The organism is Streptomyces sp. NPDC004065, assembly GCF_044903565.1.
Lineage (GTDB): Bacteria > Actinomycetota > Actinomycetes > Streptomycetales > Streptomycetaceae > Streptomyces.
Window position 1 is genome coordinate 142,024 of sequence record NZ_JBJDQT010000016.1, and the last position, 26,394, is coordinate 168,417.

Sequence of the window (26,394 nt, forward strand, 5' to 3'; positions counted from 1 at the left end):
GCGGTCCCACCATTGTGCGCCAGTCCCACGGGGCCCTAGACGATTTCGGTGTCCAGGGTCACGGGCCCGGCCGGGGGGCCTTCGTCGAGCAGCCTGTGCAGCAGCTCGGCGAGTCTGGTCGGATACACCGTCTCATGCGCCCGGGCCAGTTCCCGGCACGTCCACCAGCGTGCTCCCGCGACGCTGCGCCGCTCCAGTTCGGTCAGGGCGGTCGCCGCGACGGCCGTCCGGGTGGTACGCGCCAGGTAGTACCACTCGTCCTGGTCCCAGCGGCGGCCCGCGAAGGGGAACGAGCACCTGCGCCGCCACAGCACCGGGCCGAGTTCGACGTCGGTGATGCCGGTCTCCTCGGCGAGTTCCCGCACAGCGGCCTGCTCGCGCGTCTCGTCGCCCTCCACACCGCCGCCGGGCGTGAACCACCAGTCGTCGGCCGGATTCTCCGGCTCGTGCCCGTGCAGCAGCAGGATGCGGTCCGCCGGGTCCAGCAGCACCACCCGGGCCACCTTGCGCAGCCCGCCCTCGTAGGTGTCCGCGCCGCCGGCCGCCGGCTCAGCGGACACCGGCCGGCTCCGTACGCGCCCGGGCACGGGAGGCGCCCACCCGCTTGGCCACCGGCCCGTAGGCGCCGCCGCCCAGGACGAGGACGGCGCCGGCCACGATCAGCAGCACGATGGTGCGCAGCGGGCCCGGCTGGGACAGGGCGCCCAGCTCCTGGAAGCCGGTGGGCCGCTCCAGCATGCCCTTCACCGGCCATACGACCGCGTCCACCCGGGCCGTCACCTCGCCGCGCGCGACGGTGCCGCGGGCCGCGTCGTCGAGATGGGCGGTGGAGTCCAGGGACCCCTGGCGCTCGTCGCCGAGCAGGAACAGACGGCCCTCGGGCACCTTCACCGTGGGGAACTTCTTGCTCTGGGCGGCCTCGCCCTTCAGATACGGCTCGTCGATCTGCTTGCCGTTGACGGTCAGCCTGCCCTGCTCGCAGCAGGAGACCGTGTCGCCGCCGACCGCGACCACCCGCTTGACCACGGAGGCGTTCTGCACCCAGGTCTTGTCCTTGAACACCACGACGTCACCGCGGCGCACCTCGGAGCCGTCGACGCGCTGGGCGAGCACCCGGTCGCCCATGTCGATCGTCGGCGTCATGGAGGAGGTCGGCACGGTGTACGGCCGGTAGACGACCGCCGCCCACGCGAATCCGCCGAGGAACAGCACCAGGCCCAGCGCCACGGCCAGCCCGGACAACCGCTGTCCGAGCCTGCCGCCCGCCGGCCGGTTGCCGGTGCCGCCGCTGCGCGGGGCCGTACGCGTCGTGCTCTCGCCACCCATGGACCCGCACCCTACCCGGCGGTACCGAACGGGGGCAGCCCCTCTTCGTCGCCCGCGGCCCCAAGCTCCACCAGGGCTTCACAAGGTCGGGCGCCACGAGCGGGTCCGGGCGCGCCCCCGGGCAGCGGGCGCCACGAGCGGGTCGGGGGGTGGGCGCCACGAGCACGTCCGGGTCGCGCCCCGGACCGGGCGGCGGACGCCACCAGCGGGCGCGTGGGACGGCACGGACGCGCGGGGCCGTGCCGCTCAGCGCGACCCGGTGGCCACCGTCGCCGAGCCCGTCCCGGCCCCGGCCTTCGCGGCCCGCCCGCGCCGCCACAGGACCGCCGGTACGGCCAGGAGGAGGGCCGCGCCGTCCGGGGCCGCGGGCAGGGCGCCGCCCGCCGCCGAGGACTGGTCGCCGATGCCCTGCTGGTCGAAGGTGTCGGGGACGGGCAGGGTGCCCCAGCGGTTGACCGGCCAGGCCTTCACGATCGCGCGGCCGACGACGTCCTTCACCGGGACCATGCCGTGGTGCCGGTCGGTCTGGTTGTAGCGGGAGTCCCGGGAGTTCTGCCGGTGGTCGCCCATGACCCAGATGTAGCCCTTGGGCACCTTCACCTTGAACTGGCCGCCCTGGTCATCGACGCTGCACGGCGTGTTGCCCGGGTAGACGTAGTTGCGCTCGTCCAGGGCCTTGCCGTTGACCTTCAGCGGGCCGGTGCCCTTGCACTCGACGGTGTCGCCGCCGACGCCGATGACACGCTTGATGAGGTCCTTCTCCTCTGCGGACGGCATCAGGCCGATCCAGCTGAGCACCTTCTGCACGGCGTTGGGCCGGGGGGTCGGCTCGCCGGCCAGCCAGTCGTCCGGGTCGTGGAAGACGACGACCTCGCCGCGCTCGGGTTCCGAGCCGAACCAGGGGGTCAGCTTGTCGACCAGGACCCGGTCGCCGCGCTGCAGGGTGTCCTGCATCGAGTCCGAGGGGATGGAGAACGCCTGCACCAGGAAGGTCTTGATCAGGAGCGCCAGCACCAGGGCGATGGCGACCAGGATGGGCAGCTCCTTCCAGAAGGAGCGCGGCCTCCTCGCCTGCGGGGCTGTGCCGGTGGTCCTCTGGCCGCCGCCGTCGTTCTGCTGCGTCACCCTGCCGTCCTCGGCTGTCTCGCTCTCACTCCCGGAGGGCACGGCGCGGCCGGCGGCGGGGTCCGCCGCATCCACGGGGTGTCCGCGGTGCTCCTCGCCGTCGTGCCCGGACCGTGCACCAACCGCCACATCCCCCACGCCAACTCCTCACTCCGTGCCGCCGCCCACACCGTGCCCGGCGCAGGCCCACCACTCCCATAACGAGCGGGAGTTCCGCAGGGCTCGGGAGTTGTACGGATCCGTTCGGACCGTCGGTGGCAACCCTATGCGACGGCGGGGCGGCGGCGGTCGAACCGGGGGCCGCGTCGGAGACGGAGGCGAAGGTTTCCGGTTCCTTGAGGGTGTTCCAGTGGGCGACGGGCCAGCCGATGACCATGGCCCGGCCGACCACGGAGTCCAGGGAGACCGTGCCGCCGTACGAGGTGTTCTGGTGGGCGCGGGAGTCCGCGGAGTTGCCGCGGTGGTCGCCCATGACCCACAGCCGCCCCTGGGGGACGGTGATGTCGAACGGCGTGTCGGAGGGGGCGTTGCCGGGATAGAGGTAGGCGCCCTCGTTCAGCGGAACGCCGTTGACCGTGACCCGGCCCTGCGCGTCGCAGCACTTGACGTGGTCCCCGCCGACGCCGACGACCCTCTTGATGAGGTCCTTCTCGTTGTCGGAGGGCAGCAGCCCGATGAAGGTGAGGCCCTCTTTGATCTGCTTGATGCCCACCGGGTCGTTCTTCTTGGTGGTCTGCTCGCCCGCCAGCCAGCCGCCCGGGTCGTGGAAGACGACGACGTCGCCGCGCTTGGGCTCGGAGCCGAACCACGGGGTGAACTTGTCGACCAGGACCCGGTCGCCGATGCGGATCGTCTGCTCCATGGAGCCCGAGGGGATGACGAAGGCCTGCACGAGGAAGGTCTTCAGCACCAGGGCTATGAGCACGGCGACGCCGACCAGCAGCGGGATCTCGCGGACGGCCGACCGTCTGCGCTTGCGCTTGACCTTGCGCTGCAGCTTGCGCCGCTCCGCGCGGGTGCGGCCGCCGGCCGGACTGGCGGCGCGCCGGGCCCCGGTGGGCAGGAGGTTCTCGGCGGCGCTGACCGGTACGCCGCGCGGCTTGCCGCGGTTACCCATGGGCGCCGCCCGTGGGTGCGGGCCCCAGGGGCCCTTCTACGGCGGGCACGCGCGCGTAGGCGGCCGGGCGGGTCAGGCGCGTCCAGTGGCCGGGGGGCCAGGCGATCCAGTCGGCCCGGCCGATGACGTCGCCGACCGGGATCATGCCGCCGCCGGGCGAGCCCAGGTGGTCGCGGGAGTCGCTGGAGTCGCCGCGGTGGTCGCCGAGCACGAACAGGGTGCCGGCGGGCACGGCGACGTCGAAGGACACCGCGGAGGGGCTGTCCCCGGGGTACAGGAACGCCGACTCGTCGACGGCCCGGCCGTTCACCTGGAGCCTCCCCTCCTTGTCGCAGCAGACCACGTGGTCTCCCCCTACACCCACAACGCGTTTGACGTAGTCGGCGTGCCCGAAGTACCCGCTGCCGTCGAAGACGACGACATCGCCGCGGCGCGGCGCGGCACCGAAACGGTACGCCAACTTATTTACGAGAACGCGGTCCCCGATCCTCAATTGCCGCTCCATCGATCCGCTGGGGATCTGGAACGGCTGCGCCACGAACGTGTTCAGCAGGAGCAGCAGGACCAGGCAGGTCAGCGCGGTCAGGGTGATCCGCCCGCCGGGCACCCACGGTGCGAGGCGCGCCGCCAACGCGAAACGCGACCGCCCCCGCGGCCCCCTGGCGTCCGGGACCCGGTCGGGTCCGGCGGCAGGGGGGCGCGGGGAGCGGTCGCGCTCCGTCGGCTGTGCTTCGGTGTCCATCGGGGCGGAATGCTATCCCGCCCCGGCACGGACCCCGGAAGGCGCTCAGTTCTCGCGCTTCTCCTTGATCTTCGCGGCCTTGCCGCGCAGCTCACGGAGGTAGTACAGCTTGGCGCGGCGCACGTCACCACGGGTGACGAGCTCGATCTTCTCCACGATCGGGGTGTGCACCGGGAAGGTGCGCTCGACGCCGACGGAGAAGGAGACCTTGCGGACAGTGAAGGTCTCGCGCACGCCGGAACCCTGGCGGCGGATCACCACGCCCTTGAACTGCTGCACACGGGAGCGGTTGCCCTCGATGACGCGGACGTGCACGTTGACGGTGTCACCCGGGCGGAAGGCCGGGATGTCCTGACGCAGCGACGCGGCGTCGACGGTGTCGAGCAGGTGAGACATTTCGTCTGCTTTCTTCGCTGATGCCACAGGTCATCAACGGGAACTAGAGGTTCGGGATCGTCGCCGTGCGGGTCGGGGCGGGCGTCGTGTCCCCCTGTGGCAGGGGCGCACGCCGGACCGGGCACAGCAGCGGCCTATTCTTCCACGCCGTCGGTCCTGCGCCAAAATCGGCCGTACGGCTCGCCGTCCGGGTCCGGCGACCAGCCCAGGACGGACAGCGTCTCGCGGTCCTTCTTGTCGAAGGCCTTCGGGTCGCAGCGCTCGATGAGGTCGGGCCGGTTGGCCGTCGTGCGCCGCAGCGCCTCGTCGCGGCGCCAGCGGGCGATCCTGCCGTGGTGGCCGCTGAGCAGCACCTCGGGAATGTCCCGGCCGCGCCACTGCGGCGGCTTGGTGTAGACGGGGCCCTCCAGCAGGCTCGCCATGGCGCCCGGGGCGAAGGAGTCGTCCCGGTGGGACTCGGCGTTGCCGAGGACTCCGGGCAGCAGCCGGGCGACCGCCTCGGTGATCACCAGGACGGCCGCCTCGCCGCCGGCGAGGACGTAGTCGCCGATGGACACCTCGTACACCGGCATCCGGGTCGCGTACTCGTCGACGACACGGCGGTCGATGCCCTCGTAGCGCGCCGGTGTGAAGATCAGCCAGGGGCGCTCGGAGAGCTCGACGGCGAGTTCCTGGGTGAACGGGCGGCCGCTGGGAGTGGGCACGATCAGCGCGGGCGTGTGCGCGCCGGTCTCGTAGCCGTCGGCGAGGACGCTGTCCAGGGCGTCGCCCCAGGGCCCGGTCATCATCACCATGCCCGGGCCGCCGCCGTAGGGGGTGTCGTCGACCGTGTGGTGCCGGTCATGGGTCCAGTCGCGCAGGTCGTGCACGTGCACGTCGAGCGTGCCGCGCGCGCGTGCCTTGCCGACGAGCGAGACGTTCAGCGGTTCGAGGTACTCGGGGAAGATCGTGACGACGTCGAGCCTCATGCGTCCTCGTCCCTGGACGAGGCGATCTCCGCGCGGTCGTCGATCAGGCCGGGCGGCGGCGCGACGACGGCGCGCTGGCCCTCCAGGTCGATCTCGGTGACGATCTCGTCGACGAACGGGATCATCACCTCGCTGCCGTCGGGGCGCTCCACGATGAACAGGTCCTGGGAGGGCAGGTGCGAGATCTCGGTGATCCGGCCGACGTCCGTGCCGTCCTCGGTGACGACGTCGAGGTCGATCAGCTGGTGGTCGTAGTACTCGTCCTCCTCCTCGGGCAGTTCGTCCGGGTCGACCTCGGCGATGAGGAGGGTGTTGCGGAGCGCCTCGGCGCCGTTGCGGTCGCCGACGCCCGCGAACCGCAGGAGCAGGCGGCCGCTGTGGACGCGGCCGGACTCGATGGTGAGCGGTCCCGCGGCGGCGGGATCGGTGGCGAGTACGGCGCCCGGTGCGAGCCTGAGCTCCGGCTCGTCGGTACGTACCTCGACGGTGACCTCGCCCTTGATGCCGTGGGCGCGGCCGATCCGTGCGACTACCAGCTGCACGTGTCCCATTCTCCTGTCGTACGACTACGGGCCGGGGACGGCCCTGTGGCCTTCCCCGGCCCGAGCCGGTTGCGATGAAGCGTCAGCGGACGTCGTCCACGTCGACGAGGTCGACCCGGACGCCGCGGCCGCCGATGGCGCCCACGACGGTGCGCAGGGCGCGTGCGGTACGGCCGTTGCGGCCGATCACCTTGCCGAGGTCGTCGGGGTGGACCCGGACCTCGAGCACCCGTCCGCGGCGCAGGTTGCGCGAGGCGACCTGCACATCGTCAGGGTTGTCGACGATGCCCTTCACGAGGTGCTCAAGCGCCTCCTCGAGCATGCTGCTCAGGCCTCGGTCGACTCGGACTCGGCAGCGGCCTCGTCCTTCTTCTCAGCCTTCTTCTTCTGGGTGATCGCCTCACCCTTGCCCTCGTCCTCGCCGCCCAGGGCCTCGAACGACGGACGCGCGGCCTTCTCCTCCGGCTGCAGCAGCGGCGCGGGGGCGGGCTCGCCCTTGAACTTCTGCCAGTCGCCGGTCTTCTTCAGGATGGCGAGCACCGGCTCGGTCGGCTGGGCGCCGACGGAGAGCCAGTACGCCACACGCTCGGCGTTGACCTCGATGCGCGAGGGGTTCTGCACCGGGTGGTACAGACCGATCTCCTCGATGGCCCGGCCGTCACGGCGGGTGCGGGAGTCGGCGACGACGATGCGGTAGTGAGGCGAACGGATCTTGCCCAGACGCTTCAGCTTGATCTTGACTGCCACGGGAGTGGATTCTCCTGGAATTGACGTGGTTGGGCACGGCGGGACGCCGCGTGGGGTTGCGGTACCCGAGTGCCCGATGGACGCGTCAGCCGGAGGAGAGAGGGGTCCTGTGCGGCTGTCGAGTACAGCTAGCCATTGTGCCACACGCCATGGGGCGGCCTTGACCAAGGGCTGAAGGTTTTGGGCATGACAAAGACGCGCCCGGCGGTCCGGGCGCCGTGGACGCAGCGCCCACCGCGCCGGCACACGGCTCACCGCGTCGCGTCCGCGGTGGCGCGCCTCCGGCGCGGCGGCACCCCCGGCAGCTCACCCGCACGTCCGGCACCCACGAGATGCCGGCGGCCGTCAGCCCGCCGCCGCCCCCACCACCTCGGGGATCCGGAACGGCTTGCCGCACCCGCCGCACACGATCGGGGCCTGGGCCAGGACCGAGGGGACGACGCGGACGTTGCGCCCGCAGTCGCAGACCGCCTTGACCCTGACCCCGCCGCCGGACGAGCCGTGACGGGCGGCCGGGCCGCGGAAACTTCGGCCGGTGTCGGCCGAGGTGGCGGCCGTGTGCGCCTTCAGCGCCCGCTGGAGGCGCTCGATGGTCGGGCGGTACCGGCGCTTCGCCTCGGGACTGAGCGTGACCAGGGAGAAACCGCTGCTCGGGTGCGGCTCCTCCGGGTGGTCCAGGCCCAGCTCCTCGGCGATCGCCAGGAACCGGCGGTTGTGGTAGCGGCCGGCACGGGAGGTGTCGCGCACCCCGCGTGCCGCGGCGATGCCATGGACTGCCTCATGGAGCAGTCGCTCGAAGGAGAGTTCGTGCCCGCACGCGGACGACGACTCCCCGATCAGGGACTCTGGCGCGGCAAGGTCCGGCAGCTCGGGGTGGTACCGCTGAATGTCGGCCCACGCCTGCGCCAGCTCTGCGGCGAGAACAGGTGGTGTCGTGCTCACGTAATGAGAACGAGCCTGGGGGCCCCTGTGTTCCTATTCCGGGGCATCTCAAATAATTTGCACGTACCCGTCAGTTCGCTCTGATGCGTCCTGACGAGGGCGGGTGCGCTGATCTGCGGAGAAGCCTCGCAGCTCGTACCAAGCCGGTGCGTAGTCCCGCGTACGCCCCCGCGCGTACCCCGCACAGGTGCGCCGGCGGGCCCGCCTCGTGCGCCGCGCAAGGGGCGTTTCGGCCGCTTCGGCGCCGAAGGGTCCCGTCTCGGTCAGCGTGCGCCGCGCCCGTGACGTTACCGGGCGCGCCGCGGGCCCCGGGCACCGGCCCGTCCGCGCGGGCCGGCGGCTCACCCGCTGTCATCGCCCGGGACGCGATCCGGCCACGTGCCATGCGCGCCCGGCACGTGCCCGCGCCATGACGCGATGGCAGCAGCCGGATTGCCGGGTTGTGAAATCTCGTCCCATGCGCCCAATGGGCGCAAGCGGGGCCTCGCGACCCCTGGACGCGGTGGGGGGCGCGGAGTTACCTGACATACGGGGGGAGTGCGAGCGCACTGCACGGGGGCCGGGCAATCGGAAACCAGGGCAACTCTCGGCGGATTGGGGCGCTTATCCATGACACCTACGCTCGTGCGCCGGCACGTACGTCACGCGGGACGGACGCCCCGCGTGGACCAGCGTGCACGCGCGCGTGACTGGTCCGAGATCCAGGAGCGGATGCTGGTCCCGCTCTACGAGGCCGTCTACGAGCGACTGGAAGTGGGCCGCGGCACACGGCTGCTGGCCCTGGGCTGCGGCTCGGGCCTCGCCCTGCTCATGGCGGCGTCCAGAGGCGCGGCGGTCACGGGTGTCGACACCTCCTCCCCCGAACGGCTCGCCCTCGCCCGGCAGCGGCTGCTGCCCCAGCCGTGGGACTCGCGCGCCGGCGCGCGGGCCCGCATCGTCGAGGGGTCGCCGGCGGACGCGGACGGATCCGGGGACGCGGCCGGGGACGGGGAGGGCGCGAACGCGCCGGCGTACACCCTGGTGACCGCCTTCGAGCCGGTCGGCTACCCGGCGGACGACGCGGAGCGGCTGAGCGGACCGCTCGCCGCGGCGACGCGGCTCGCCGAGCGCGGGGCGCCCGTGGTGCTGGCCGGCTGGGGACCCCCGGAGCGCTGCGCCACGTCCTCCGTGCTGCGGGCCGCGGCCGGGCTGGCCGACCCGCTGGACGGCCCGGACGGACCGCGTCCCGCCCTGCGCGACGGCCTGGAGGAGGTGGCCCTGCGCGCCGGGCTGCGGCCGGACGGCTCCGGCCGGGTCGCCTGCCCCTTCGGGTACGCCGACCTCGACAGCGCCGTGCGGGGGCTGCTGTCCACGGGTCTGTTCGACGCGGCGATCGCGGCGACCGACCCGAACCGGGTGGACAAGGAGCTGACGGAAGCCCTGCACGTCCACCAGCGGCGGGACGGCACGGTGTGGATGCCGAACGTGTTCCGCTACCTGATCGCCCGTACGCCCTGACGGCCGCCCGCACGCCCTGACGGCCCGCGCGCCACGCCGGCCGGCGGCGAACCGGCCGGCCGCCTGTGCGCCCCGACCGTGCCGCGCGCCGCGTGCGCCCGTGCACCCCGTGCGCCCCCGGATGCGGGCGTGCCCCCACCGCACCCTGCGCGCCATGCTCCCCCGGCCCCGGCACGCCCCGGCCGCCGGGGCGTCTCCGGCCCCGGCGCGGCCCGACCGCCCCGTGCCCGGCCGCCGGCGCGTCTCCGGCCGCCGGCGCGTCTCCGGCCCCGGCGCGCGCTGACCGCCCCGTGTGCCCCGGCCTCCGGCGCGTCTCCGGTCGTTCGCTCGCGCGCCCCCGGCCGCCCGACCGATGTCAGACGCCCGCCTCCATGTCCTTCTTCAGACGGGAGATGCCCGCGACCCGGTAGGCGTCCGCCTCCTCCAGGGTCTCGTTCTCCAGCAGGGCCCGGGCCAGCGCGTCCAGCTGCCCGCGGTGGTCGCGCAGCTTGCGGCACGCCTCCTCGTAGCACTCGTCGACGATGCGGCGCATCTCGCCGTCGATGGAGTCCAGGGTCTGCGGGGCCGCGGACAGGCCGTACGCCTGCTGGGCGTCGCTCGGCAGCGCCGACAGCCGGCCGACGTGCTCGCTCATGCCCCAGCGGGCCACCATGCCGCGCGCGATGTTCGTGACCTGTTCGAGGTCGTTCTCCGAGCCGGTCGTGATGACGCCGTAGACCACGTGCTCGGCCGCCATGCCGCCGAGTGCTCCGATGATGCGGCCGCGCAGATACTCCTCGGTGTACGCGTACTTGTCGGACTCCGGGGTCGACAGCGTCACGCCGAGCGCCCGGCCGCGCGGCACGATGGTGATCTTGCGTACCGGGTCGGCGCCGGGCTGCAGCATGCCGAGCAGGGCGTGTCCGCTCTCGTGGTACGCGGTGCGCCGGCGTTCCTCCTCCGGCATCACCAGGGCGCGCTCGGCGCCGAGCTGGACCTTCTCCAGGGCCACGGAGAAGTCGTTCGGCGTGACCTCGCCCTGCCGCCGTCTGACCGCGAGCAGGGCCGCCTCGTTGGCGAGGTTGGCGAGTTCGGCACCGGTCATGCCCGGGGTGTTGCGGGCCACCCGGGCGAGGTCGACCTCGGGGGAGAGCGGGATGTCCCGGGTGTGGATCCTGAGGATGGCCTCCCGGCCGCCGCGGTCCGGCGGTGACACCTGGACCATCCGGTCGAACCGGCCCGGGCGGGTCAGGGCCGGGTCCAGGACGTCGGCGCGGTTGGTCGCGGCCAGCACGATCACGCCCTCGGAGCCCGAGAAGCCGTCCATCTCGGTCAGGATCTGGTTGAGCGTCTGCTCCCGCTCGTCGTGGCCGCCCACCGAGGCGCCGGCGCCGCGCGCCCGGCCGATGGTGTCGATCTCGTCGATGAAGACGATCGAGGGGGCCACCTTGCGGGCCTCGGCGAACAGTTCACGCACCCGGGAGGCGCCGACGCCGACGATCATCTCGATGAACTCCGACGCGGACGCCGAGAAGAAGGGCACACCCGCCTCGCCCGCGACGGCCCGCGCGAGCAGCGTCTTGCCGGTGCCCGGGGGCCCCGTGAGCAGCACGCCCCGGGGCATCTTGGCGCCCATGCGGCGATAGGAGTCGGGGTGCTCCAGGAAGTCGACGATGTCGTCGAGCTCGCCCTTGACCTCGTCGATGCCGGCCACGTCGGCGAAGGTGGTGCGCTGGGTGCCGGGCCGCAGTTCGACCGGTTTCGGCGGCTCCTTGCGGCCGAACAGGCCGCCCGCCCCGCCGAGGCCGCCGCCGATCCGCCGGGCGAAGAAGATCCACACCGCCGCCAGTACCACGATCGGCGCCAGCGACAGCAGCAGGTTGGGCAGGAACCCGCGCTGCTGCACCACCGGCTGGGCGGTGACCGTGACACCGTGGCGGGTCAGACTCTGCCAGAGCCTGTCGTCCGCGAAGGCGGGGCGCTGGGTCTTGAACTTGGTGTAGGTGCCGCCGCCCCCGGGCTTCTCGCGGGCGCTCTTGAGCTGGCCCTGGATCGCGTCGCCCTTGGAGTAGATCTTGCTGACGTTGCCCGCGTCGACCTGCCTGCTGAACTCCGTGTAGGAGATCGTCGGCTCGTTCCCGGTGTTGTAGTACGTCAGTCCGGCGTAGGCGAGCAGGAACACGACCACGGCGGTGACGAGCAGACCCCACCACCGGCCGCGCGTCCGTCTGCCGCCCGGCCGCCGGGGCGGCTCGTCCGGCGTGCCCTCGGTGCGCCACGGCTGGTCAGGGGCCTTGCGTGGTGGCGCCGCATTGCTCATATCTGGACGTTACGGCACCGGGGCTGCCCCGGCACGCGCTGAGGGCGCCCCTCACGGTGAGGGACGCCCCGGGGCCGCCTGGCGCGACCGGTCGAGACCGCGGCGCCGTGCGCGAGGCCCCTGCGCGAGCGCGCGGACCGCGCTCAGCCCATGAACTTCTTGAACTCGTCCGGGAGCTCGAAGTCCTGGCCGCCCTGCTGCGGCAGCCCCAGGGCACCGCCGCTCTGGGCGGCCGCGGCGCGGCGGGCGGCCGCCTCCTGCTCCTGCTGCTTGCGCTTCATCGGGTTGCCGGAGCGCTGCTTGCCCTTGGCCTTCTTCGGCTGCTTCCTGGCACGACCGGGACCGCCGCCCATGCCCGGGATGCCGGGCATACCGGGCATCCCGCCGCCCTGCGCCATCCGGGACATCATCTTGCGGGCCTCGAAGAACCGCTCGACGAGGTTCTTCACCGCGCTGACCTCGACACCGGAACCCTTGGCGATACGGGCGCGGCGCGAGCCGTTGATGATCGTCGGGTCCTGGCGCTCGCCGGGGGTCATCGACTTGATGATCGCGGCGGTGCGGTCGACGTCGCGCTCGTCGAGGTTGTTGATCTGGTCCTTGATCTGCCCCATGCCGGGGAGCATGCCGAGCAGCTTGGAGATGGAGCCCATCTTCCTGACCTGCTCCATCTGGGACAGGAAGTCGTCCAGGGTGAAGTCCTGGCCCTTCTTCGACGCCAGCTTGGAGGCCATCTTCTCGGCCTCTTCCTGGCTGAACGTCTTCTCCGCCTGCTCGATCAGGGTGAGCAGGTCGCCCATGTCGAGGATGCGGGAGGCCATCCGGTCCGGATGGAACGCGTCGAAGTCGTCGAGCTTCTCGCCGTTGGAGGCGAACATGATCGGCTTGCCGGTGATCTGGCGGATCGACAGGGCGGCACCGCCGCGGGCGTCGCCGTCGAGCTTGGAGAGCACCACGCCGTCGAAGCCGACGCCGTCGCGGAAGGCCTCCGCGGTGTTGACCGCGTCCTGACCGATCATCGCGTCGACGACGAACAGGATCTCGTCCGGCGAGATCGCGTCACGGATGTCCGCGGCCTGCCGCATCATCTCCTGGTCGATGCCGAGACGGCCGGCGGTGTCCACGATCACGATGTCGTGGACCTTGGTCCGCGCGTGGTCGATGGAGTCCCTGGCGACCTTGACCGGGTCGCCGACCCCGTTGCCCGGCTCCGGCGCGTAGACGGCGACACCGGCGCGCTCGGCGACGACGCTGAGCTGGTTGACGGCGTTGGGCCGCTGGAGGTCGCAGGCGACCAGGAGCGGGGAGTGGCCCTGCTCCTTGAGCCACTTGCCGAGCTTGCCCGCGAGGGTGGTCTTACCGGCACCCTGCAGACCCGCCAGCATGATCACGGTCGGCGGCTGCTTGGCGAAGCGCAGGCGCCGGGTCTCGCCGCCGAGGACGGTGACCAGCTCGTCATTGACGATCTTGAGAACCTGCTGGGCGGGGTTGAGCGCCCGGGAGACCTCGGCGCCGAGGGCGCGCTCCTTGACGTTCTTGATGAACGTGCGGACCACCGGCAGGGCCACGTCCGCCTCGAGGAGCGCGATGCGGATTTCGCGGGCCGTGGCGTCGATGTCCGCCTCGGAGAGCCGGCCTTTCCCGCGGAGGTTTTTGAAAGTCGCGCTGAGGCGGTCGGAGAGGGTGTCGAACACGGCGGCGTCGGTCCTCGGAGTCGGGGGCAGGGTGAGCGCCTTCCAGGGTATCCGGCCGCGCGGCGCATTCGTCCCCACGTGCCGCGATCCACAGACACGGAGGGCGCGCGAGCCCGTACGCCGCGGGGAAACCGCACCTCCGCACGCCGCACATCCACGGCCCTCACCCTCACCGCCGCCCGGCACCGACGCGCGTTCGCGGGTGACGCCCGCCCGGCCCGCACGGCCGGACCACACCTCGGCGCCGGCCCGGTGCCGGATCTTGCCCCGGTGGTCAGCGCAGCGCGTACTCCAGGGCCTTGACCACCGTCGAGGCGTCCGTGTCGGAGAGTACGGTGCCGTCGGGGCGGGTGACGTACACCGTGTCCACGGCGTTCGCGCCGAGGGTCGAGACGTGGGCGCTGCGGACCCGGACCCCGGTGTCCTCCAGGGCGCGCCCGATCCGGTACAGCAGGCCCGGCGCGTCCTGGGCGCGGACCTCGATCACGGTGGCGTGCCGGGAGGCGGCCGGGGCGACCGTCACCCGGGCCGGGGGCGCGAGCAGGCCCCGGCGGCGCGGGTAGGCGGCGTCCCGCTCGGCGAGCCGGCCCGCGACGTCCAGGGAGCCGTCCAGGGCCCGGACGAGGTCGGCGCGCAGCCGGGCGGCCTGGGGCAGGGAGCCGTACTCGGCGGCGACGCGCCAGTTCAGCAGCAGTACGGAGCCCTCGTCGACGCCCTCGGGCAGTTCCAGTGCGCGCAGCTCGGCCGTGCGCACCGTCAGCCGGTGCACGGCGAGCACGCCCGCGACCGCGGGCAGCACGCCCGGCTGGTCGGGGACGGCGACGACCAGTTCGACCCCGAGCGGCTCGGGCTCCCCGGCCTGCCCGGCCACCTGTCCGGGGTCCTCCCCGGGCGGTTCGGCCTGCGCGCGCAGCGCCAGGACGGGCCCGCCGGTGCGGTGGGCCTCGACGGCGAGCCGCTCCTGCTCCGCGGTGGGCGCGGCGGTGACGGGCTCGGGCTCCTCGGGGACGTCCCCCGCGAGCACGGCGGAGACCCGCCGGACCAGCTCGGCGACGAGGGAGCCGCGCCAGGTCGACCAGGCGGCCGGGCCGGTGGCCAGGGCGTCCGCCTCGGTCAGGGCGTGCAGCAGTTCCAGGGTGCTCTGGGTGCCGACCGTCTCGGCGACCGAGCGGACGGTGGCCGGGTCGTCCAGGTCGCGCCGGGTGGCGGTCTCGACGAGCAGCAGGTGGTGGCGGACGAGCGTGGCGAGCACGGCGGCGTCGGCGCGGTCGAAGCCGATCCGGCCGGCCAGGTCCCTGGCGATGATCTCGCCGGCCACGGAGTGGTCGCCGGGCCAGCCCTTGCCGATGTCGTGCAGCAGCGCGGCGACCAGGAGCAGGTCGGGGCGGCTGACCCGGCGGGTGAAGCCGGAGGCGCGCACCGCCGTCTCGATCAGGTGGCGGTCGACCGTCCAGACGTGGACGGCGTTGCGCTGCGGACGGCAGCGCACCCGCTCCCAGTCGGGCAGCAGCCGGGTGACGAGCCCTTCGGCCTCCAGCGCCTCCCAGACGTCGACGGTCGGCCGGCCGGAGCCGAGCAGGGTGACGAGCTGTTCGCGGGCCTCGGCGGGCCAGGGCGTGGGCAGGGGGCGCACGGTGGCCGCCATGCGCCGTACGGCGTGCAGGGACAGCGGCAGGCCGGCCTGGGCCGCCGCGGCGGCGGCGCGCAGCGGCAGCACGGGGTCGCGCTCGGGCCGGGCGGCGCGGGCGAGCACCACCTCGCCGTCCTGTTCCACCACGCCCTCGGCGAGCGGGGAGCGTTCCGCGGCCGGTTTCCCGCCGCCCAGCACGGCGCGCAGCCTCGGCCGCACGGCGCGGGCCCTGAGCACGCGCCCCACCTCGCGCCAGGTGACGTCGCCGGCGTACGAGATGGTGCGCGCCGCCTCGTAGACCTGGCGCAGCAGGGCGTCGGCGTCGAGGAGGCCGAGCTCGGCGGCGACCTGGTCCTGTTCCTGCAGCGCGAGCCGGTCGGTGGCGCGGCCCGTGGCCAGGTGCAGGGCGTCGCGGACGTCGAGCAGCCGGCGGCGGGCGTCGGCGAGGCCCTCGCGGGGGGCGTCGGCCAGCCAGGAGGCGGCCACGGCGCGCAGCACGGTGGCGTCGCGCAGGCCGCCGCGGGCCTCCTTGAGGTCGGGTTCCAGGAGGTACTGCAGCTCGCCCTGGCGTTCGGCGCGCTCGGCGCACAGCTCCCGCAGTTCGGGCAGCCGTTTGGGCGCCTGGTTGCGCCAGTCGGCGAGGACGGCGGTGCGCAGTGCGGCGGTCAGGCCGCGGTCGCCCGCGAGGTGCCGGGCGTCCAGCAGCCCGAGCTGCGCCTTGAGGTCCTCCGCCGCCGTCTTGCGGGCCTGGGCGGGTGTGCGCACGGAGTGGTCGAGGGCCAGGCCGAGGTCCCACACGGGGTACCAGAGGCGGTCGGCGAGGGCGGCGACGGTGTCGGGGTCGCCGCCGTCGTGCAGCAGGAGCAGGTCGAGGTCGCTGCGCGGGGAGAGCTCGCCGCGGCCGTAGCCGCCGACGGCGACGAGGGAGACGCCCTTGGGCGCCGGCCCGCCCTCCGGGCGCTCCCGGTGGTGCTCCGGCGCGGTGACCGCCGCGTCGAACAGTCCGGCCAGCCATTCGTCGGTGAGTTCGGCCAGGGCCGCACGGCGCGGCGGCCCGGACCGCGCCCCCTCGGTGAGGAGGCGCAGCCGGGCCGCCGCGTAGCCGCTGGGTCCCGAGTCCTCTGCTTCGTTTCGCACGCCCGTGCTCGTCACCCGGCGACTCCTGTCCTCGTGCGGTGTCAGAGCGCGTCCGGACCGCGCTCGCCGGTCCGGACCCGGACGGCCGTGTCGACCGGGAGGGACCAGACCTTGCCGTCACCGATCTTGCCGGTGCGGGCGGCCTTGACGACGACCTCGATCAGCTGTTCGGCGTCGTCGTCCTCGGCCAGGACCTCGATACGGATCTTGGGGACCAGGTCGACCGTGTACTCGGCGCCGCGGTAGACCTCGGTGTGTCCCCGCTGCCGACCGTAGCCGCTGGCCTCGGTGACCGTCAGGCCGTGCACGCCGAACGCCTGCAGGGCCTCCTTGATCTCGTCCAGCCGGTGGGGCTTCACGACGGCGGTGATGAGCTTCATGCGTCCACCTTCTTGCTCTGCGGGGCTGCCGGGGCGGATGCGGTGACGGAGCCGACGACACCGCCGCCCGCGCCGCTGAAGTCGTATGCGGTCTCGGCGTGCTCGGCCTGGTCGATGCCGGAGACCTCCTCGTCCTCGGTGACCCGCATACCGATGGTGCGGTCCAGCAGGAAGGCGAGGATCGCGGAGGCGACCAGGGAGTAGGCGAGGACCGCGAACACGCCGGCGCACTGCTTCCAGAACTGGTCCAGGCCGCCGCCGTAGAAGAGGCCCTTGACGTCGGACTGGCCCGTACCGCTGGCGAAAAAGCCGATCAGCAGGGAGCCGGCGATACCGCCGACCATGTGGACGCCGACCACGTCGAGGGAGTCGTCGTAGCCGAACCGGTACTTCAGGCCGACCGCCATGGCGCACAGCACACCGGCGACGGCGCCCACCGCGATCGCGCCGAGCGGGGAGACCGCGCCGCCGGACGGGGTGATCGCGACCAGGCCGGCCACCGCGCCGGAGGCGGCGCCCAGGGTGGTGAACGCGCCGTGGCGGATCTTCTCGTAGGCGAGCCAGGCGAGCATGGCGGCGGCGGTGGCCACCTGGGTGTTGACGAACATCAGCGGGCCGACGCCGTCGTCGTTGCCGAGCCAGGAGCCGGCGTTGAAGCCGAACCAGCCGAACCACAGCAGTCCCGCGCCGAGCATGACCAGCGGGAGGCTGTGCGGGCGCATCGGGTCCTTCTTGAAGCCGACGCGCTTGCCGATGACCAGGATCACGCCGAGGGCCGCCGCGCCGGCGTTGATGTGGACCGCGGTGCCGCCGGCGAAGTCGATCACGCCGAGGTCGAAGGCCCAGCCGCCGGTGCCCCAGACCCAGTGGGCGACCGGGAAGTACACGACCGTGACCCACAGCACGAGGAACAGGCCCCACGCGCTGAACTTCACGCGGTCGGCCAGGGCGCCGCTTATCAGGGCGGGCGTGATGATCGCGAACATCAGCTGGAACACGGCGAACACGAAGACCGGGATGGTGTACCCGGGCCACAGTTCGGTCTTGCCGATGCCGCTGAAGCCGACGTAGTCGGAGTTCCAGCCGATGAGCGAGCCCTTGTCGTCGCCGAAGGCGATGGAGAACCCGTACAGCACCCAAAGGATCGTGACGATCCCGAGGCTGATGAAGCTCATCATCAGCATGTTCAGTGTGCTCTTGACGCGGACCATGCCTCCGTAGAAGAAGGCCAGGCCCGGGGTCATGAGCATCACCAGGGCGGAGCAGATGAGCATGAAGCCTGTGTTGGCGGACGACAGTTTGGGTGCGTCCGCCGCAAGCATGATGGCTGGAGCCATCGGCGTCTCCTCGTCGTGTGGTACGGCCCCGTGCGGGCGAAGCCTTGAGAGGTCCGGGGGTCGGCGTGAGGGGTGGGCCGGTTATGCGCCATGAGACTGGCGCAGCGCGGTTTCGGTGGAAGCCCCTCGCTGTTTCACCGGGGTGACGAAGACGCCTTGTGTGTTACGCGTGGATGAACTGCGTGCGGGAAAAGGGCCGGCCGCGGGCGGCCTTCCGATGACCTGGCATGGGGGAGCCGAGTCGGGCGGTTCGGGAGGGCCGGCCGCGGCCGGGGTCCGGGGGACCTGCGGCGGTCAGACGGCCTCCGCGGTCTCGGGCAGGTCGGCGGCGAGCTGCTCGGTGAGGTCGACGACCTCGGCCAGGTCGCCGTACTCCCGTACGGCGTTGTCGACCGTCTTGCGGATGCGGGTGTTCACCCGCTCGGAGCGGACCTTTTTGGCCACCCGCATGGCCTGCGCGGCGTACCGGGTGCTCTGCTCGGGCTCGCGCCGCAGCAGGTGCACGGTCGCCATGCCGATGAGGTTGAGCGCATACGACCGCTGGTGTTCGTGGTCCTCGGCGAACAGCCGCACGGCCTTCTCCATCAGCGGTTCGGCGAGCGAGGCGTAGGCGGGGCTGCGGCCCGCGACGTAGGCGAGGTCGCGGAAGGAGTGGCTGTTCTCGCCGTACAGCTCGGCCTCGGAGAAGAAGCGGATCCAGTCGGGGTCGGGCTCGTCCCACTCACCGGCGTCGGCGAAGGTGTCCTCGGCCATCCGCACCGCGCGCTTGCACTTGCCCGGCTGGCCCATGTTGGCGTAGGCGCGGGCCTCCATCGCATACAGCATGGACTGGGTGCGCGGGCCGGCGCAGTCACGGCTGCCGTACTGCGCGAGGTGGATGAGCTCCAGGGCGTCCTCGGGCCGGCCGAGGTGGATCATCTGGCGGCTCATGCTGGACAGGACGTAGGAGCCGAAGGGTTTGTCGCCGGCTTCCTTGGCGGCGTGCAGGGCGAGCACGAAGTACTTCTGCGCGGTGGGCTGGAGCCCCACGTCGTAGCTCATCCAGCCGGCCAGCTCGGCGAGCTCGGCGGCGACCTTGAACAGGCGCCTGGCGGTGGGCTGGGGATGGGGCTCCTGGAGGAGGTCGGTCACCTCGTGCAGCTGGCCGACGACCGCCTTGCGGCGCAGGCCGCCGCCGCACTGGGCGTCCCACTGGCGGAACATCGCGGTGGTGCTCTCCAGCAGCTCCAGCTCCGGCCGGGAGAGCCGGCCCGGGCGGCGGGGGGCGGCGGACGGCTCGGGCTCGGGGAGCGGGGCGGGGGGCGCGGGCACGAGCCAGCGCTGCAGCGGCTCGATGAGGGACGGGCCCGCGGACAGCACCAGCGAGGTCCCGAGGAAGCCGCGCCGCGCCAGCATCAGGTCGCTGCGCGAGAACTCGCTGAGCAGGGCCACGGTCTGCGGGCCCGTCCACGGCAGGTCGACCCCGGTCGTGGACGGCGTCTGGCGGGCCGTGCGCAGGCCGAGGTCCTCCACCGAGACGACGCAGCCGAAACGCTCGGAGAACAGCTCCGAGAGGATCCGCGGGATCGGCTCGCGCGGGTTCTCCCCGTCCAGCCAGCGGCGTACGCGCGAGGTGTCGGTGGAGATGTGGTTGGCCCCGAGCTGCCGGGCCCGGCGGTTGACCTGGCGGGCCAGTTCTCCCTTGGACCAGCCGCTGCGGACGAACCACGAGGTGAGCAGCTCGTTGGTGCGCTTGTCCGCAGTCGCAGTGTTCGCCCCGCCACCGCCGTTGCCACTCACTGGAACGCCCCCATCCCTGAGACCACTTGTCGCCGAGTGCGCCAAGCCCTATCAGAATGCCGGTCAACAGGGCCTTCCGTCCGCCGGTTCTCACCCGTCGAACGGACTGCCGACTTGCCTCCGGCATACCCACGAGTGCATGTGCCCCCAGGACTCGCACACTCACAGTAATCCCACGATCACCCTTCCAGCCATGGCGATCCTTGAAACGCCACCATTCGCCACCCCTTCGAATGAACTCTCGGTGGCCCCGGCGCGATTCACTTGACATAGGACAACCGCGAGCGGGTGAAGCGGTGCGGACGGGGGCGCGCGTCGCCGGGCACACCACTCGGGGTGCTTCCGGGCGCCGTGCGGACCGGGCGGAGCCGGGGAGGAAACGGGAACGGAGAGTCACGACGCGATTCCGCCTCGTAACCAACGGGGCGGCGCAACCGTTGGAGGGGGCATGGGGTTCACGATCGGCGGCATGCGCGAGATCCGCTCCGGCACGCGGCGGCGCGGCCGGTCGTACCGTTCGTCGGAGTGCACGGCGGTGGCCGAGTACACCGGGCTGTGGGGCTGGGACGTGGTGCGCGGCGCGCGCGCCGTCGGCGGCGCCTGCTCCTGCGGCCGCACCGACTGCCCGGCGCCGGGCGCCCACCCCCTGGAGTTCGCGCCCCCCATCCCCGCCGGGGCCACCCTGGACGAGGTGAGCAGGGCCTGGGCCGAGCTGCCGGGGGCTGCGGTGATGCTCGCGGTCGGCCGCGCCTTCGACGTGATCGAGGTCGCCGAGCCCGCCGGGCGCCGTGCGCTGGCCCGGCTGGAGCGGATGGGGCTGCCTGTCGGCCCGGTGACCGCCACCCCGAAGGGCCGCGCCCACTTCTTCGTCGCCCCCGGCGCCGCGGCCGAGCTGCCGGCCCTGCTGTACCGCATGGGCTGGGACGCCCCCACTTCGCTCGACCTCCACGGGCTCGGCGCCGGCACGCACATCACGGCCCCGCCCTCCGACCGGGGCGGACGCGGCCCGGTCCGCTGGCTGCGGCCCCCCGCCCTGGACACCGCCCGCCCGCCGGAGGCCCGCCTCCTGCTCGGCACCCTGGCGTACGTGGCCCACCGCTCACGGGCGTGACCGGCCGACCGCACCCCCGCGACGCGGGCCCGGCCCGCCGTGACCCCGCCCCTGCGCCCCGCGTCTGACGGGCGCACCCACCGCGGCCCCGACCGAGGCGCGCACGCGCACGATCCCGCCGCCCCGCGGGCGGGCACCGCGCCCGCACACACCCGGCGCCCCCGCCCGGGTCCTGCCCCGGGCCCCGGCCCCACGCCCGCCTGCGTGCGGGCCCGGCGATGACGACGCCGTTCGACGCGCCATGCGCGCCATCCGCCGACCCGCAGCGTCCGGCAACACTCCCGCGCACACCCGGCGCCCCACCCGGGTCCGGCCCCCGGGCCCGGGCCCTGCCTCTGACGGGCCGGCCAGTACGGCTCCGTGGACGGGCCTGCGCACGATCCACCGGCCCGCAGGGACCCGCGCTCCCGCCGCTCCCCCGCAGCCCAGCGCCCCGCCCGGGTCCGGCCCCGGGCCGCGCCTTTGGCCGGCCCGCCCACCACTGCGCCGTTGGACGCGCCGTGCGCACCATCCGCCGACTCACAGCGTCCAGCAACGCTCCCGTCCGCTCCCGCGCACACCCAGCGCCCCCGCTCTGCGCACCCCACACCCCGCGTGCCGCGTGCCCGCGCCCGGCGAAACGACGGCGCCCGTCCCCCGACGGAGCGGGGAGACGGGCGCTGTCGTGCGGTGGGGGGCGGTCAGTCGCCGATGAGGGCGTCGACGAAGGCCTCGGGCTCGAAGGGGGCCAGGTCGTCCGGGCCCTCGCCGAGCCCGACGAGCTTGACCGGGACGCCCAGCTCCCGCTGGACGGCGACGACGATCCCGCCCTTGGCGGTGCCGTCCAGCTTGGTCAGCACGATGCCGCTGATGTCGACGACCTCGGCGAAGACGCGGGCCTGGACCAGGCCGTTCTGTCCGGTGGTGGCGTCGAGCACGAGCAGCACCTCGTCCAGTGGGGCGTGCTTCTCCACGACCCGCTTGACCTTGCCGAGCTCGTCCATCAGGCCGGTCTTGGTGTGCAGTCGGCCGGCGGTGTCGATGAGGACCACGTCGGCGCCCATCTCCTTGCCCTCCTTCACCGCGTCGAAGGCGACGGAGGCGGGGTCGCCGCCCTCCGGGCCGCGCACGGTGTGGGCGCCGACCCGCTCGCCCCAGGTCTGGAGCTGGTCGGCCGCGGCGGCGCGGAAGGTGTCGGCGGCGCCGAGGACCACGCTGCGGCCGTCGGCGACCAGTACCCGGGCGAGCTTGCCGGTGGTGGTGGTCTTTCCGGTGCCGTTGACGCCGACGACCATCACGATGCCCGGCTTGCCGGCGGCGGGCTCGGTGTGGACGGTGCGGTCCAGGTCGGTGCCGACCAGGGTGAGCAGCTCCTCGCGGAGCAGGGTGCGCAGCTCCGCGGGGGTGCGGGTGCCGAGCACCCGGACGCGCTCGCGCAGCCGCTCGACCAGTTCCTGGGTGGGCTGCACGCCGACGTCGGCGGTGAGCAGGGTGTCCTCGACCTCCTCCCACGTCTCCTCGTCGAGGTGCTCGCGGGACAGCAGGGTGAGCAGGCCCTTGCCCAGCGCGTTCTGCGAACGGGACAGACGGGCGCGCAGCCGGACCAGCCGGCCGGCGGTGGGCTCGGGCACCTCGATGGCGGGTGCCGGGAGCTCCTCGACGGGCGGCTCCTCGACGACGACCGGGGAGCCGTCGGGAAGGTCCACCTCCTCGATCGTCCGCCGCGGCTCCTCGCGCGGCGTCTCGGCCTCGTCGCCGACGTGCGGCTCGGCCGGAGGGGCGGTGATGTCCGGTGCGCTGGGCGGTGGCGGGGGCAGCGGCTTCCGGCGCCGGCTGCCGACGATGAGCCCGCCGAGCGCGCCGAGCACGACCACGGCGATGACTACAGCAAGGATGATGGTTTCCATAACGCGTCCAGTATCAGTCATGGGTCCCACCCGGAGGCCGCTTGCGCCGTGCCGGTGGAGACAAACGACACATAAGGGACTTAGTGGGATCAAAGTACGATGGTGCGGGTGCGCGTCCTTGACGCGCGGAGCCCGCCGTCCCCTTCCCCATGGAACGCCCTTCCTCATGCGCAGGACCGCCGAGACCGAAGGCGCTCTGGAAACCCGCGGCATCGAGCAGGTGCCCGACCACGAGCGCACCGCCAGGACCCGCCGGCTGTTTCCCACCTGGGTGGGCGCCAACATCAGCGTGCTGCTGCTGACCATGGGCGCGAGCCTGGTCGTGGCCTGTCACCTCAGCCTCTGGCAGGCGCTCGTCGTCGCCGTGGCGGCGCCCGTCGTGTCGTACGGGCTGGTGGGGTGATCGGCATCGCGGGCAAGCGCGGGGGCGCGCCCGGGATGGCGCTGTCCCGCGCGGTCTTCGGGCAGCGCGGCAATCTGCTGCCCGGATCGCTGATCTGGGTCGCCCGCTGGGGCTGGGAGACGATCAACGCGGTGACCGGCGCCTACGCGATGCTCACGGTGCTGGACATCCTGTTCGGCATCAGGGCGAACGGCGTGCTGGACATGGTCATGCTGCTGGCGTTCGTGGTCGCCACCTTCGCGATCTCCGGGCTCGGCATCAACGCCGTGCAGCGGTGCAGCAGGTACGCCACGTACCTGTTCGGCGTGTTCTCCGTGCTGGTCCTGGGCCATCTGGTCGTGGCCACCGACTGGCACCGGGTCCTCGCCCACCCCGCCGGTTCCACGGCCGCCGTGATCACCGGGATCGGCATGATCGCGGCGGGCGGTGTCAGCTGGGTCCCGTCGGCCCCGGACTTCACCCGCTATCTGCCGCGCACGGCCTCCTCCCGGGCGATCGTGGGCACGTCCGTGGGCGGCGCCGGTGTCGTGGTGCTGCCCATGGTGCTGATGGGCGCGGTCATGGCCGTGTCCACGCCGGACCTGGCCTCCGCGGCCGACCCGGTCTCCTTCCTCGGGGAGATCCTGCCGACCTGGATCGCGGTGCCGTATCTGCTGATCGCGCTGGCCGGCATGCTGCTGATCAACTCGATGTCGATGTACTCCGCCGGCTTCACCGCGCAGACCCTGGGCTTCCGGGTGCCGCGGCACTGGGCGGTCTCGGTCAACGCGGTGATCTCGCTGGCCTTCGGCGGTGTGCTGATGCTGGCGGCGACGGGCTTCCTGGGCTCGTTCATCGCCTTCCTGTCGCTGCTGGCCGTCGCCTTCTCCGCGTGGGCCGGCGTCTTCGGCGCGGACATGCTGCGGCGCCCCGGGTACGACGGGGCGGCGATGGCCGACACCACACGGACCAGCGCCTACTGGTACCGGGGCGGATTCTGTCCCGCGGCGGTGGCGGCCTGGGCGACCGGACTGGGCACGGGCCTGATGTTCACCACGTCCGACTGGTTCACCGGCCCGTTCGCCCGGGGCAACGTCATCGGCGAGTACGGCCTGGGCTGGGTCGCGACCATCGTCGTCTCCGGCCTGCTGTACCTGCTGCTCCCCAAGCCGGCGGTGGCGACCCCGGCCCGCCGGGGGGACGCCGCGCCGGTGCACGAGCCCGCGCGGCGGGGCGGCGCGCTGGTCGGCTGACGGCCCCCGACCGGGATGGCGGCGCTGCGGCCCCCGGCCGGAATCGCGGCATCACGCCCCCCGGCCGGAATCGCGGCATCACGCCCCCCGGCCGGAATCGCGGCGGTGCGGCTCCCGAACGGTCTCACCGCTCCGCGGTCCCCGCCCCGTATCACGGCACTGCCCCGGCTCGACGGGTGAGCCGGGGCAGTGTCCACGGGTGTCGAGGAGCGGGCGGCGGGGACTTGGCCCGGCTCCTCGAGACGGTGGGGGGGCGGTTACCCCATCTCCTCCAGCGCCTTGCCCTTCGTCTCCCTGACGAACTTCAGGACGAACGGGATGGAGAGCGCCGCGAAGAACGTGTAGATCACGTAGGTCGTGGACAGGTTCCAGTCGGCCAGCGACGGGAAGCTCGCGGTGATCGCCCAGTTGGCGATCCACTGCGCGGAGGCGGCGACGCCCAGGGCGGCGGCGCGGATCCGGTTCGGGAACATCTCGCCGAGCATGACCCAGACGACCACACCCCAGGACAGGGCGAAGAAGAGCACGAACACATGGGCGGCGATCAGGGCGACCCAGCCCTGCGTGGCGGGCAGCTTGCCGCCGACCAGGTCGAAGGAGAAGGCCCAGGCCTCCAGGGCGAGGCCGACGACCATGCCGGCCGAGCCGATGATCGCGAGCGGCCTGCGGCCGATGCGGTCCACGAAGATCATCGCGATCACGGTGCCGATGATGTTGATGATGGACGTGGTGAAGGAGTAGAAGAACGAGTCCGTCGGGTCTACGCCGACCGACTGCCACAGCGTCGAGGAGTAGTAGAACGCGACGTTGATGCCGACGAACTGCTGGAAGACCGACAGGCCGATGCCGACCCAGACGATCGGCTTGAAGAAGAAGCTGCCGCCGAGCAGGTCGCGGAAGCTGGACTTCTCCTCGCGCCTCATCGCGTGCTCGATCTCCGCGACCCGGGCGTCCAGGTCGGAGCCCTCGCCCTCGACCTCGGCGAGGATCTGGCGGGCGCGGTCGCGCTTGCCGACGGAGAGCAGGAAGCGCGGGGACTCGGGAATGGCGAAGGAGAGCAGGCCGTAGAGGGCGGCCGGGATCACCATCACGCCGAGCATGACCTGCCATGCCTCCAGGCCCATCAGGCTGCCGCGCTGGTCGCCGCCGGCCGCGTTGAGCAGGCCCCAGTTGACGAGCTGGGAGATCGCGATGCCGACGACGATCGCGGCCTGCTGGAAGGAGCCGAGCCGGCCGCGGTAGGCGGGCGGGGCGACCTCGGCGATGTAGGCGGGGCCGATGACGGAGGCCATGCCGATGGCGAAGCCGCCGACGACGCGCCAGAAGGCGAGGTCCCACAGCGCGAAGGGCAGGGCCGAGCCGACGGCGCTGATCGTGAAGAGCACGGCGGCGATCTGCATGCACCGGATGCGCCCGATGCGGTCGGCTATCCGGCCGGCGGTGGCGGCGCCCACGGCGCACCCGATCAGGGCGATGGCGATGACCTGGGCCAGCGCGGCGGAGCCCACGTCGTAGCGGTCCCGGATGGCCTCCACGGCGCCGTTGATCACGGAGCTGTCGTAGCCGAAGAGGAAGCCGCCCATCGCGGCCGCCGCGGCGATGAAGATGACGTGCCCGAGATGATCGGGGTGAGCCGTGGCGGCTCCGGGCCTGGGTGCCTGCGCTGTGCTGGTCACGTGTTCTCCTCGGGCACACCGGCAGCGCTGCCGGGGTGGGGGGTCAGCCCTTGCAGGCGGTAAGACCTGAAGGTAAAAGCATCACCGCAGAGACTATGCCTTCAAGATTCGAAGTCAATAGGCCCTCTACTGTGATGTTCGACGGCCCACCTGACTCTGTGAGTTCAAGTGTTGTAGTCAATGATCGGACACAGTGCGTCTACCCCGGGGAGAGGCGAACACGCGGGAGCGGCGGCGCGACACGCCGCGGTGGACGCCGCGCCGCCCCGCGGTACGCCGCGGTCCGGAAGGGGGAGGAGCTGCCGGACGGGAGAAGCTGCCGGCCGAGTGCGGCTAGTGTCCTGCGCCGGAGATCCGTCGGCAGAATCGTGCGAGGGATTCGAGGATCTCCTCGGCGGTCTTGGTCCAGATGAACGGCTTGGGGTCTG

The 26,394-nt window shown here is 72.8% G+C and carries 21 protein-coding genes and 1 pseudogene; 3 read left to right on the forward strand and 19 right to left on the reverse strand.

All coding sequences use genetic code 11. The annotated features are described in order from the left end of the window. Positions 1 to 35 precede the first annotated feature (35 nt). From ACI2LW_RS18790 to ACI2LW_RS18840, 11 genes are all read right to left on the reverse strand, one after another. Positions 36 to 560: an NUDIX hydrolase gene (locus tag ACI2LW_RS18790; RefSeq protein WP_404732309.1), complete on the reverse strand. Its 525-nt coding sequence runs from the start codon at positions 558 to 560 to the stop codon at positions 36 to 38. Continuing rightward, positions 550 to 1,326, reverse strand: a complete 777-nt coding sequence (gene lepB / locus ACI2LW_RS18795; RefSeq protein WP_404732310.1) for a signal peptidase I — start codon at positions 1,324 to 1,326, stop codon at positions 550 to 552. The genes ACI2LW_RS18790 and lepB (ACI2LW_RS18795) overlap by 11 nt, the downstream gene beginning before the upstream one ends. Positions 1,327 to 1,572: 246 nt before the next feature. Then, positions 1,573 to 2,589 (reverse strand): signal peptidase I, encoded by a 1,017-nt coding sequence (gene lepB / locus ACI2LW_RS18800; protein WP_404732311.1) that lies wholly within the window; start codon positions 2,587 to 2,589, stop codon positions 1,573 to 1,575. Further along, positions 2,477 to 3,568, reverse strand: a complete 1,092-nt coding sequence (gene lepB, locus ACI2LW_RS18805; RefSeq protein ID WP_404732312.1) for a signal peptidase I — start codon at positions 3,566 to 3,568, stop codon at positions 2,477 to 2,479. Before lepB (ACI2LW_RS18805) ends, lepB (ACI2LW_RS18800) begins: the two co-directional genes overlap by 113 nt. Then, on the reverse strand, positions 3,561 to 4,310 hold the full coding sequence (gene lepB / locus ACI2LW_RS18810; protein ID WP_404732313.1) for a signal peptidase I: 750 nt from the start codon (positions 4,308 to 4,310) through the stop codon (positions 3,561 to 3,563). Before lepB (ACI2LW_RS18810) ends, lepB (ACI2LW_RS18805) begins: the two co-directional genes overlap by 8 nt. Before the next feature lie 45 nt (positions 4,311 to 4,355). Beyond that, the gene (gene rplS / locus ACI2LW_RS18815) at positions 4,356 to 4,706 is read right to left on the reverse strand and encodes a 50S ribosomal protein L19 (RefSeq protein ID WP_189709061.1); all 351 of its coding nucleotides are present in this window, start codon (positions 4,704 to 4,706) and stop codon (positions 4,356 to 4,358) included. Between the two features lie 134 nt (positions 4,707 to 4,840). After that, positions 4,841 to 5,674 (reverse strand): tRNA (guanosine(37)-N1)-methyltransferase TrmD, encoded by an 834-nt coding sequence (gene trmD / locus ACI2LW_RS18820; RefSeq protein ID WP_404732314.1) that lies wholly within the window; start codon positions 5,672 to 5,674, stop codon positions 4,841 to 4,843. Then, on the reverse strand, positions 5,671 to 6,216 hold the full coding sequence (gene rimM, locus ACI2LW_RS18825) for a ribosome maturation factor RimM (protein ID WP_404732315.1): 546 nt from the start codon (positions 6,214 to 6,216) through the stop codon (positions 5,671 to 5,673). Before rimM ends, trmD begins: the two co-directional genes overlap by 4 nt. An 82-nt stretch (positions 6,217 to 6,298) precedes the next feature. Next, on the reverse strand, positions 6,299 to 6,538 hold the full coding sequence (locus ACI2LW_RS18830) for an RNA-binding protein (protein WP_030612780.1): 240 nt from the start codon (positions 6,536 to 6,538) through the stop codon (positions 6,299 to 6,301). A 5-nt stretch (positions 6,539 to 6,543) separates the two neighbouring features. Next, a complete protein-coding gene (rpsP, locus tag ACI2LW_RS18835; RefSeq protein WP_404732316.1) occupies positions 6,544 to 6,963 on the reverse strand; it encodes a 30S ribosomal protein S16 in 420 nt (139 codons plus the stop codon). A gap of 345 nt (positions 6,964 to 7,308) precedes the next feature. Next, positions 7,309 to 7,905, reverse strand: a complete 597-nt coding sequence (locus tag ACI2LW_RS18840) for a hypothetical protein (protein WP_404732317.1) — start codon at positions 7,903 to 7,905, stop codon at positions 7,309 to 7,311. A gap of 609 nt (positions 7,906 to 8,514) precedes the next feature. Between ACI2LW_RS18840 and ACI2LW_RS18845 the strand changes: the two genes are divergently transcribed. Continuing rightward, positions 8,515 to 9,402 carry a class I SAM-dependent methyltransferase gene (locus ACI2LW_RS18845; protein ID WP_404732318.1) on the forward strand — a complete coding sequence of 296 codons (888 nt, stop codon included), beginning with the start codon at positions 8,515 to 8,517 and terminating at the stop codon, positions 9,400 to 9,402. A gap of 355 nt (positions 9,403 to 9,757) precedes the next feature. Here ACI2LW_RS18845 and ftsH read toward each other — a convergent pair whose 3' ends face one another. From ftsH to ACI2LW_RS18875, 6 genes are all read right to left on the reverse strand, one after another. Beyond that, positions 9,758 to 11,701, reverse strand: a complete 1,944-nt coding sequence (gene ftsH, locus ACI2LW_RS18850) for an ATP-dependent zinc metalloprotease FtsH (RefSeq protein ID WP_404732319.1) — start codon at positions 11,699 to 11,701, stop codon at positions 9,758 to 9,760. 143 nt (positions 11,702 to 11,844) lie between these two features. Further along, positions 11,845 to 13,395: a signal recognition particle protein gene (gene ffh / locus ACI2LW_RS18855; protein ID WP_404732333.1), complete on the reverse strand. Its 1,551-nt coding sequence runs from the start codon at positions 13,393 to 13,395 to the stop codon at positions 11,845 to 11,847. Between the two features lie 274 nt (positions 13,396 to 13,669). Beyond that, the gene (locus ACI2LW_RS18860) at positions 13,670 to 16,177 is read right to left on the reverse strand and encodes a [protein-PII] uridylyltransferase (RefSeq protein WP_404732320.1); all 2,508 of its coding nucleotides are present in this window, start codon (positions 16,175 to 16,177) and stop codon (positions 13,670 to 13,672) included. 26 nt (positions 16,178 to 16,203) lie between these two features. Beyond that, complete coding sequence (locus tag ACI2LW_RS18865; protein ID WP_086730248.1) at positions 16,204 to 16,542, reverse strand: P-II family nitrogen regulator; 339 nt, start codon at positions 16,540 to 16,542, stop codon at positions 16,204 to 16,206. Further along, positions 16,539 to 17,879 carry an ammonium transporter gene (locus ACI2LW_RS18870; protein WP_404732321.1) on the reverse strand — a complete coding sequence of 447 codons (1,341 nt, stop codon included), beginning with the start codon at positions 17,877 to 17,879 and terminating at the stop codon, positions 16,539 to 16,541. The genes ACI2LW_RS18865 and ACI2LW_RS18870 overlap by 4 nt, the downstream gene beginning before the upstream one ends. Positions 17,880 to 18,173: 294 nt before the next feature. Then, on the reverse strand, positions 18,174 to 19,658 hold the full coding sequence (locus ACI2LW_RS18875; protein WP_404732322.1) for a hypothetical protein: 1,485 nt from the start codon (positions 19,656 to 19,658) through the stop codon (positions 18,174 to 18,176). A 448-nt stretch (positions 19,659 to 20,106) separates the two neighbouring features. Between ACI2LW_RS18875 and ACI2LW_RS18880 the strand changes: the two genes are divergently transcribed. Next, complete coding sequence (locus ACI2LW_RS18880; protein WP_404732323.1) at positions 20,107 to 20,769, forward strand: bifunctional DNA primase/polymerase; 663 nt, start codon at positions 20,107 to 20,109, stop codon at positions 20,767 to 20,769. 680 nt (positions 20,770 to 21,449) lie between these two features. Here the strand turns inward: ACI2LW_RS18880 and ftsY are convergent. Then, entirely contained in the window at positions 21,450 to 22,655 is a 1,206-nt protein-coding gene (gene ftsY / locus ACI2LW_RS18885) for a signal recognition particle-docking protein FtsY (RefSeq protein ID WP_404732324.1), read from the reverse strand. A gap of 166 nt (positions 22,656 to 22,821) precedes the next feature. Here ftsY and ACI2LW_RS18890 point away from each other — a divergent pair. Beyond that, positions 22,822 to 24,290 (forward strand): annotated as a pseudogene (locus tag ACI2LW_RS18890) (cytosine permease). Positions 24,291 to 24,547: 257 nt separating this feature from the next. Here the strand turns inward: ACI2LW_RS18890 and ACI2LW_RS18895 are convergent. After that, positions 24,548 to 25,966 (reverse strand): sugar porter family MFS transporter, encoded by a 1,419-nt coding sequence (locus tag ACI2LW_RS18895; RefSeq protein ID WP_404732325.1) that lies wholly within the window; start codon positions 25,964 to 25,966, stop codon positions 24,548 to 24,550. Positions 25,967 to 26,394 lie beyond the last annotated feature (428 nt).

What these genes read in the sequence shown, in the direction of transcription:
- lepB (WP_404732310.1), bottom strand. Translation starts at nt 1,326, where the DNA reads ATGGGTGGCGAGAGCACGACGCGTACGGCCCCGCGCAGCGGCGGCACC.
- lepB (WP_404732312.1), bottom strand. Translation starts at nt 3,568, where the DNA reads ATGGGTAACCGCGGCAAGCCGCGCGGCGTACCGGTCAGCGCCGCCGAG.
- lepB (WP_404732313.1), bottom strand. Translation starts at nt 4,310, where the DNA reads ATGGACACCGAAGCACAGCCGACGGAGCGCGACCGCTCCCCGCGCCCC.
- rplS (WP_189709061.1), bottom strand. Translation starts at nt 4,706, where the DNA reads ATGTCTCACCTGCTCGACACCGTCGACGCCGCGTCGCTGCGTCAGGAC.
- trmD (WP_404732314.1), bottom strand. Translation starts at nt 5,674, where the DNA reads ATGAGGCTCGACGTCGTCACGATCTTCCCCGAGTACCTCGAACCGCTG.
- ACI2LW_RS18830 (WP_030612780.1), bottom strand. Translation starts at nt 6,538, where the DNA reads ATGCTCGAGGAGGCGCTTGAGCACCTCGTGAAGGGCATCGTCGACAAC.
- ACI2LW_RS18845 (WP_404732318.1), top strand. Translation starts at nt 8,515, where the DNA reads ATGACACCTACGCTCGTGCGCCGGCACGTACGTCACGCGGGACGGACG.
- ftsH (WP_404732319.1), bottom strand. Translation starts at nt 11,701, where the DNA reads ATGAGCAATGCGGCGCCACCACGCAAGGCCCCTGACCAGCCGTGGCGC.
- ACI2LW_RS18865 (WP_086730248.1), bottom strand. Translation starts at nt 16,542, where the DNA reads ATGAAGCTCATCACCGCCGTCGTGAAGCCCCACCGGCTGGACGAGATC.
- ACI2LW_RS18870 (WP_404732321.1), bottom strand. Translation starts at nt 17,879, where the DNA reads ATGGCTCCAGCCATCATGCTTGCGGCGGACGCACCCAAACTGTCGTCC.
- ACI2LW_RS18880 (WP_404732323.1), top strand. Translation starts at nt 20,107, where the DNA reads ATGGGGTTCACGATCGGCGGCATGCGCGAGATCCGCTCCGGCACGCGG.
- ftsY (WP_404732324.1), bottom strand. Translation starts at nt 22,655, where the DNA reads ATGGAAACCATCATCCTTGCTGTAGTCATCGCCGTGGTCGTGCTCGGC.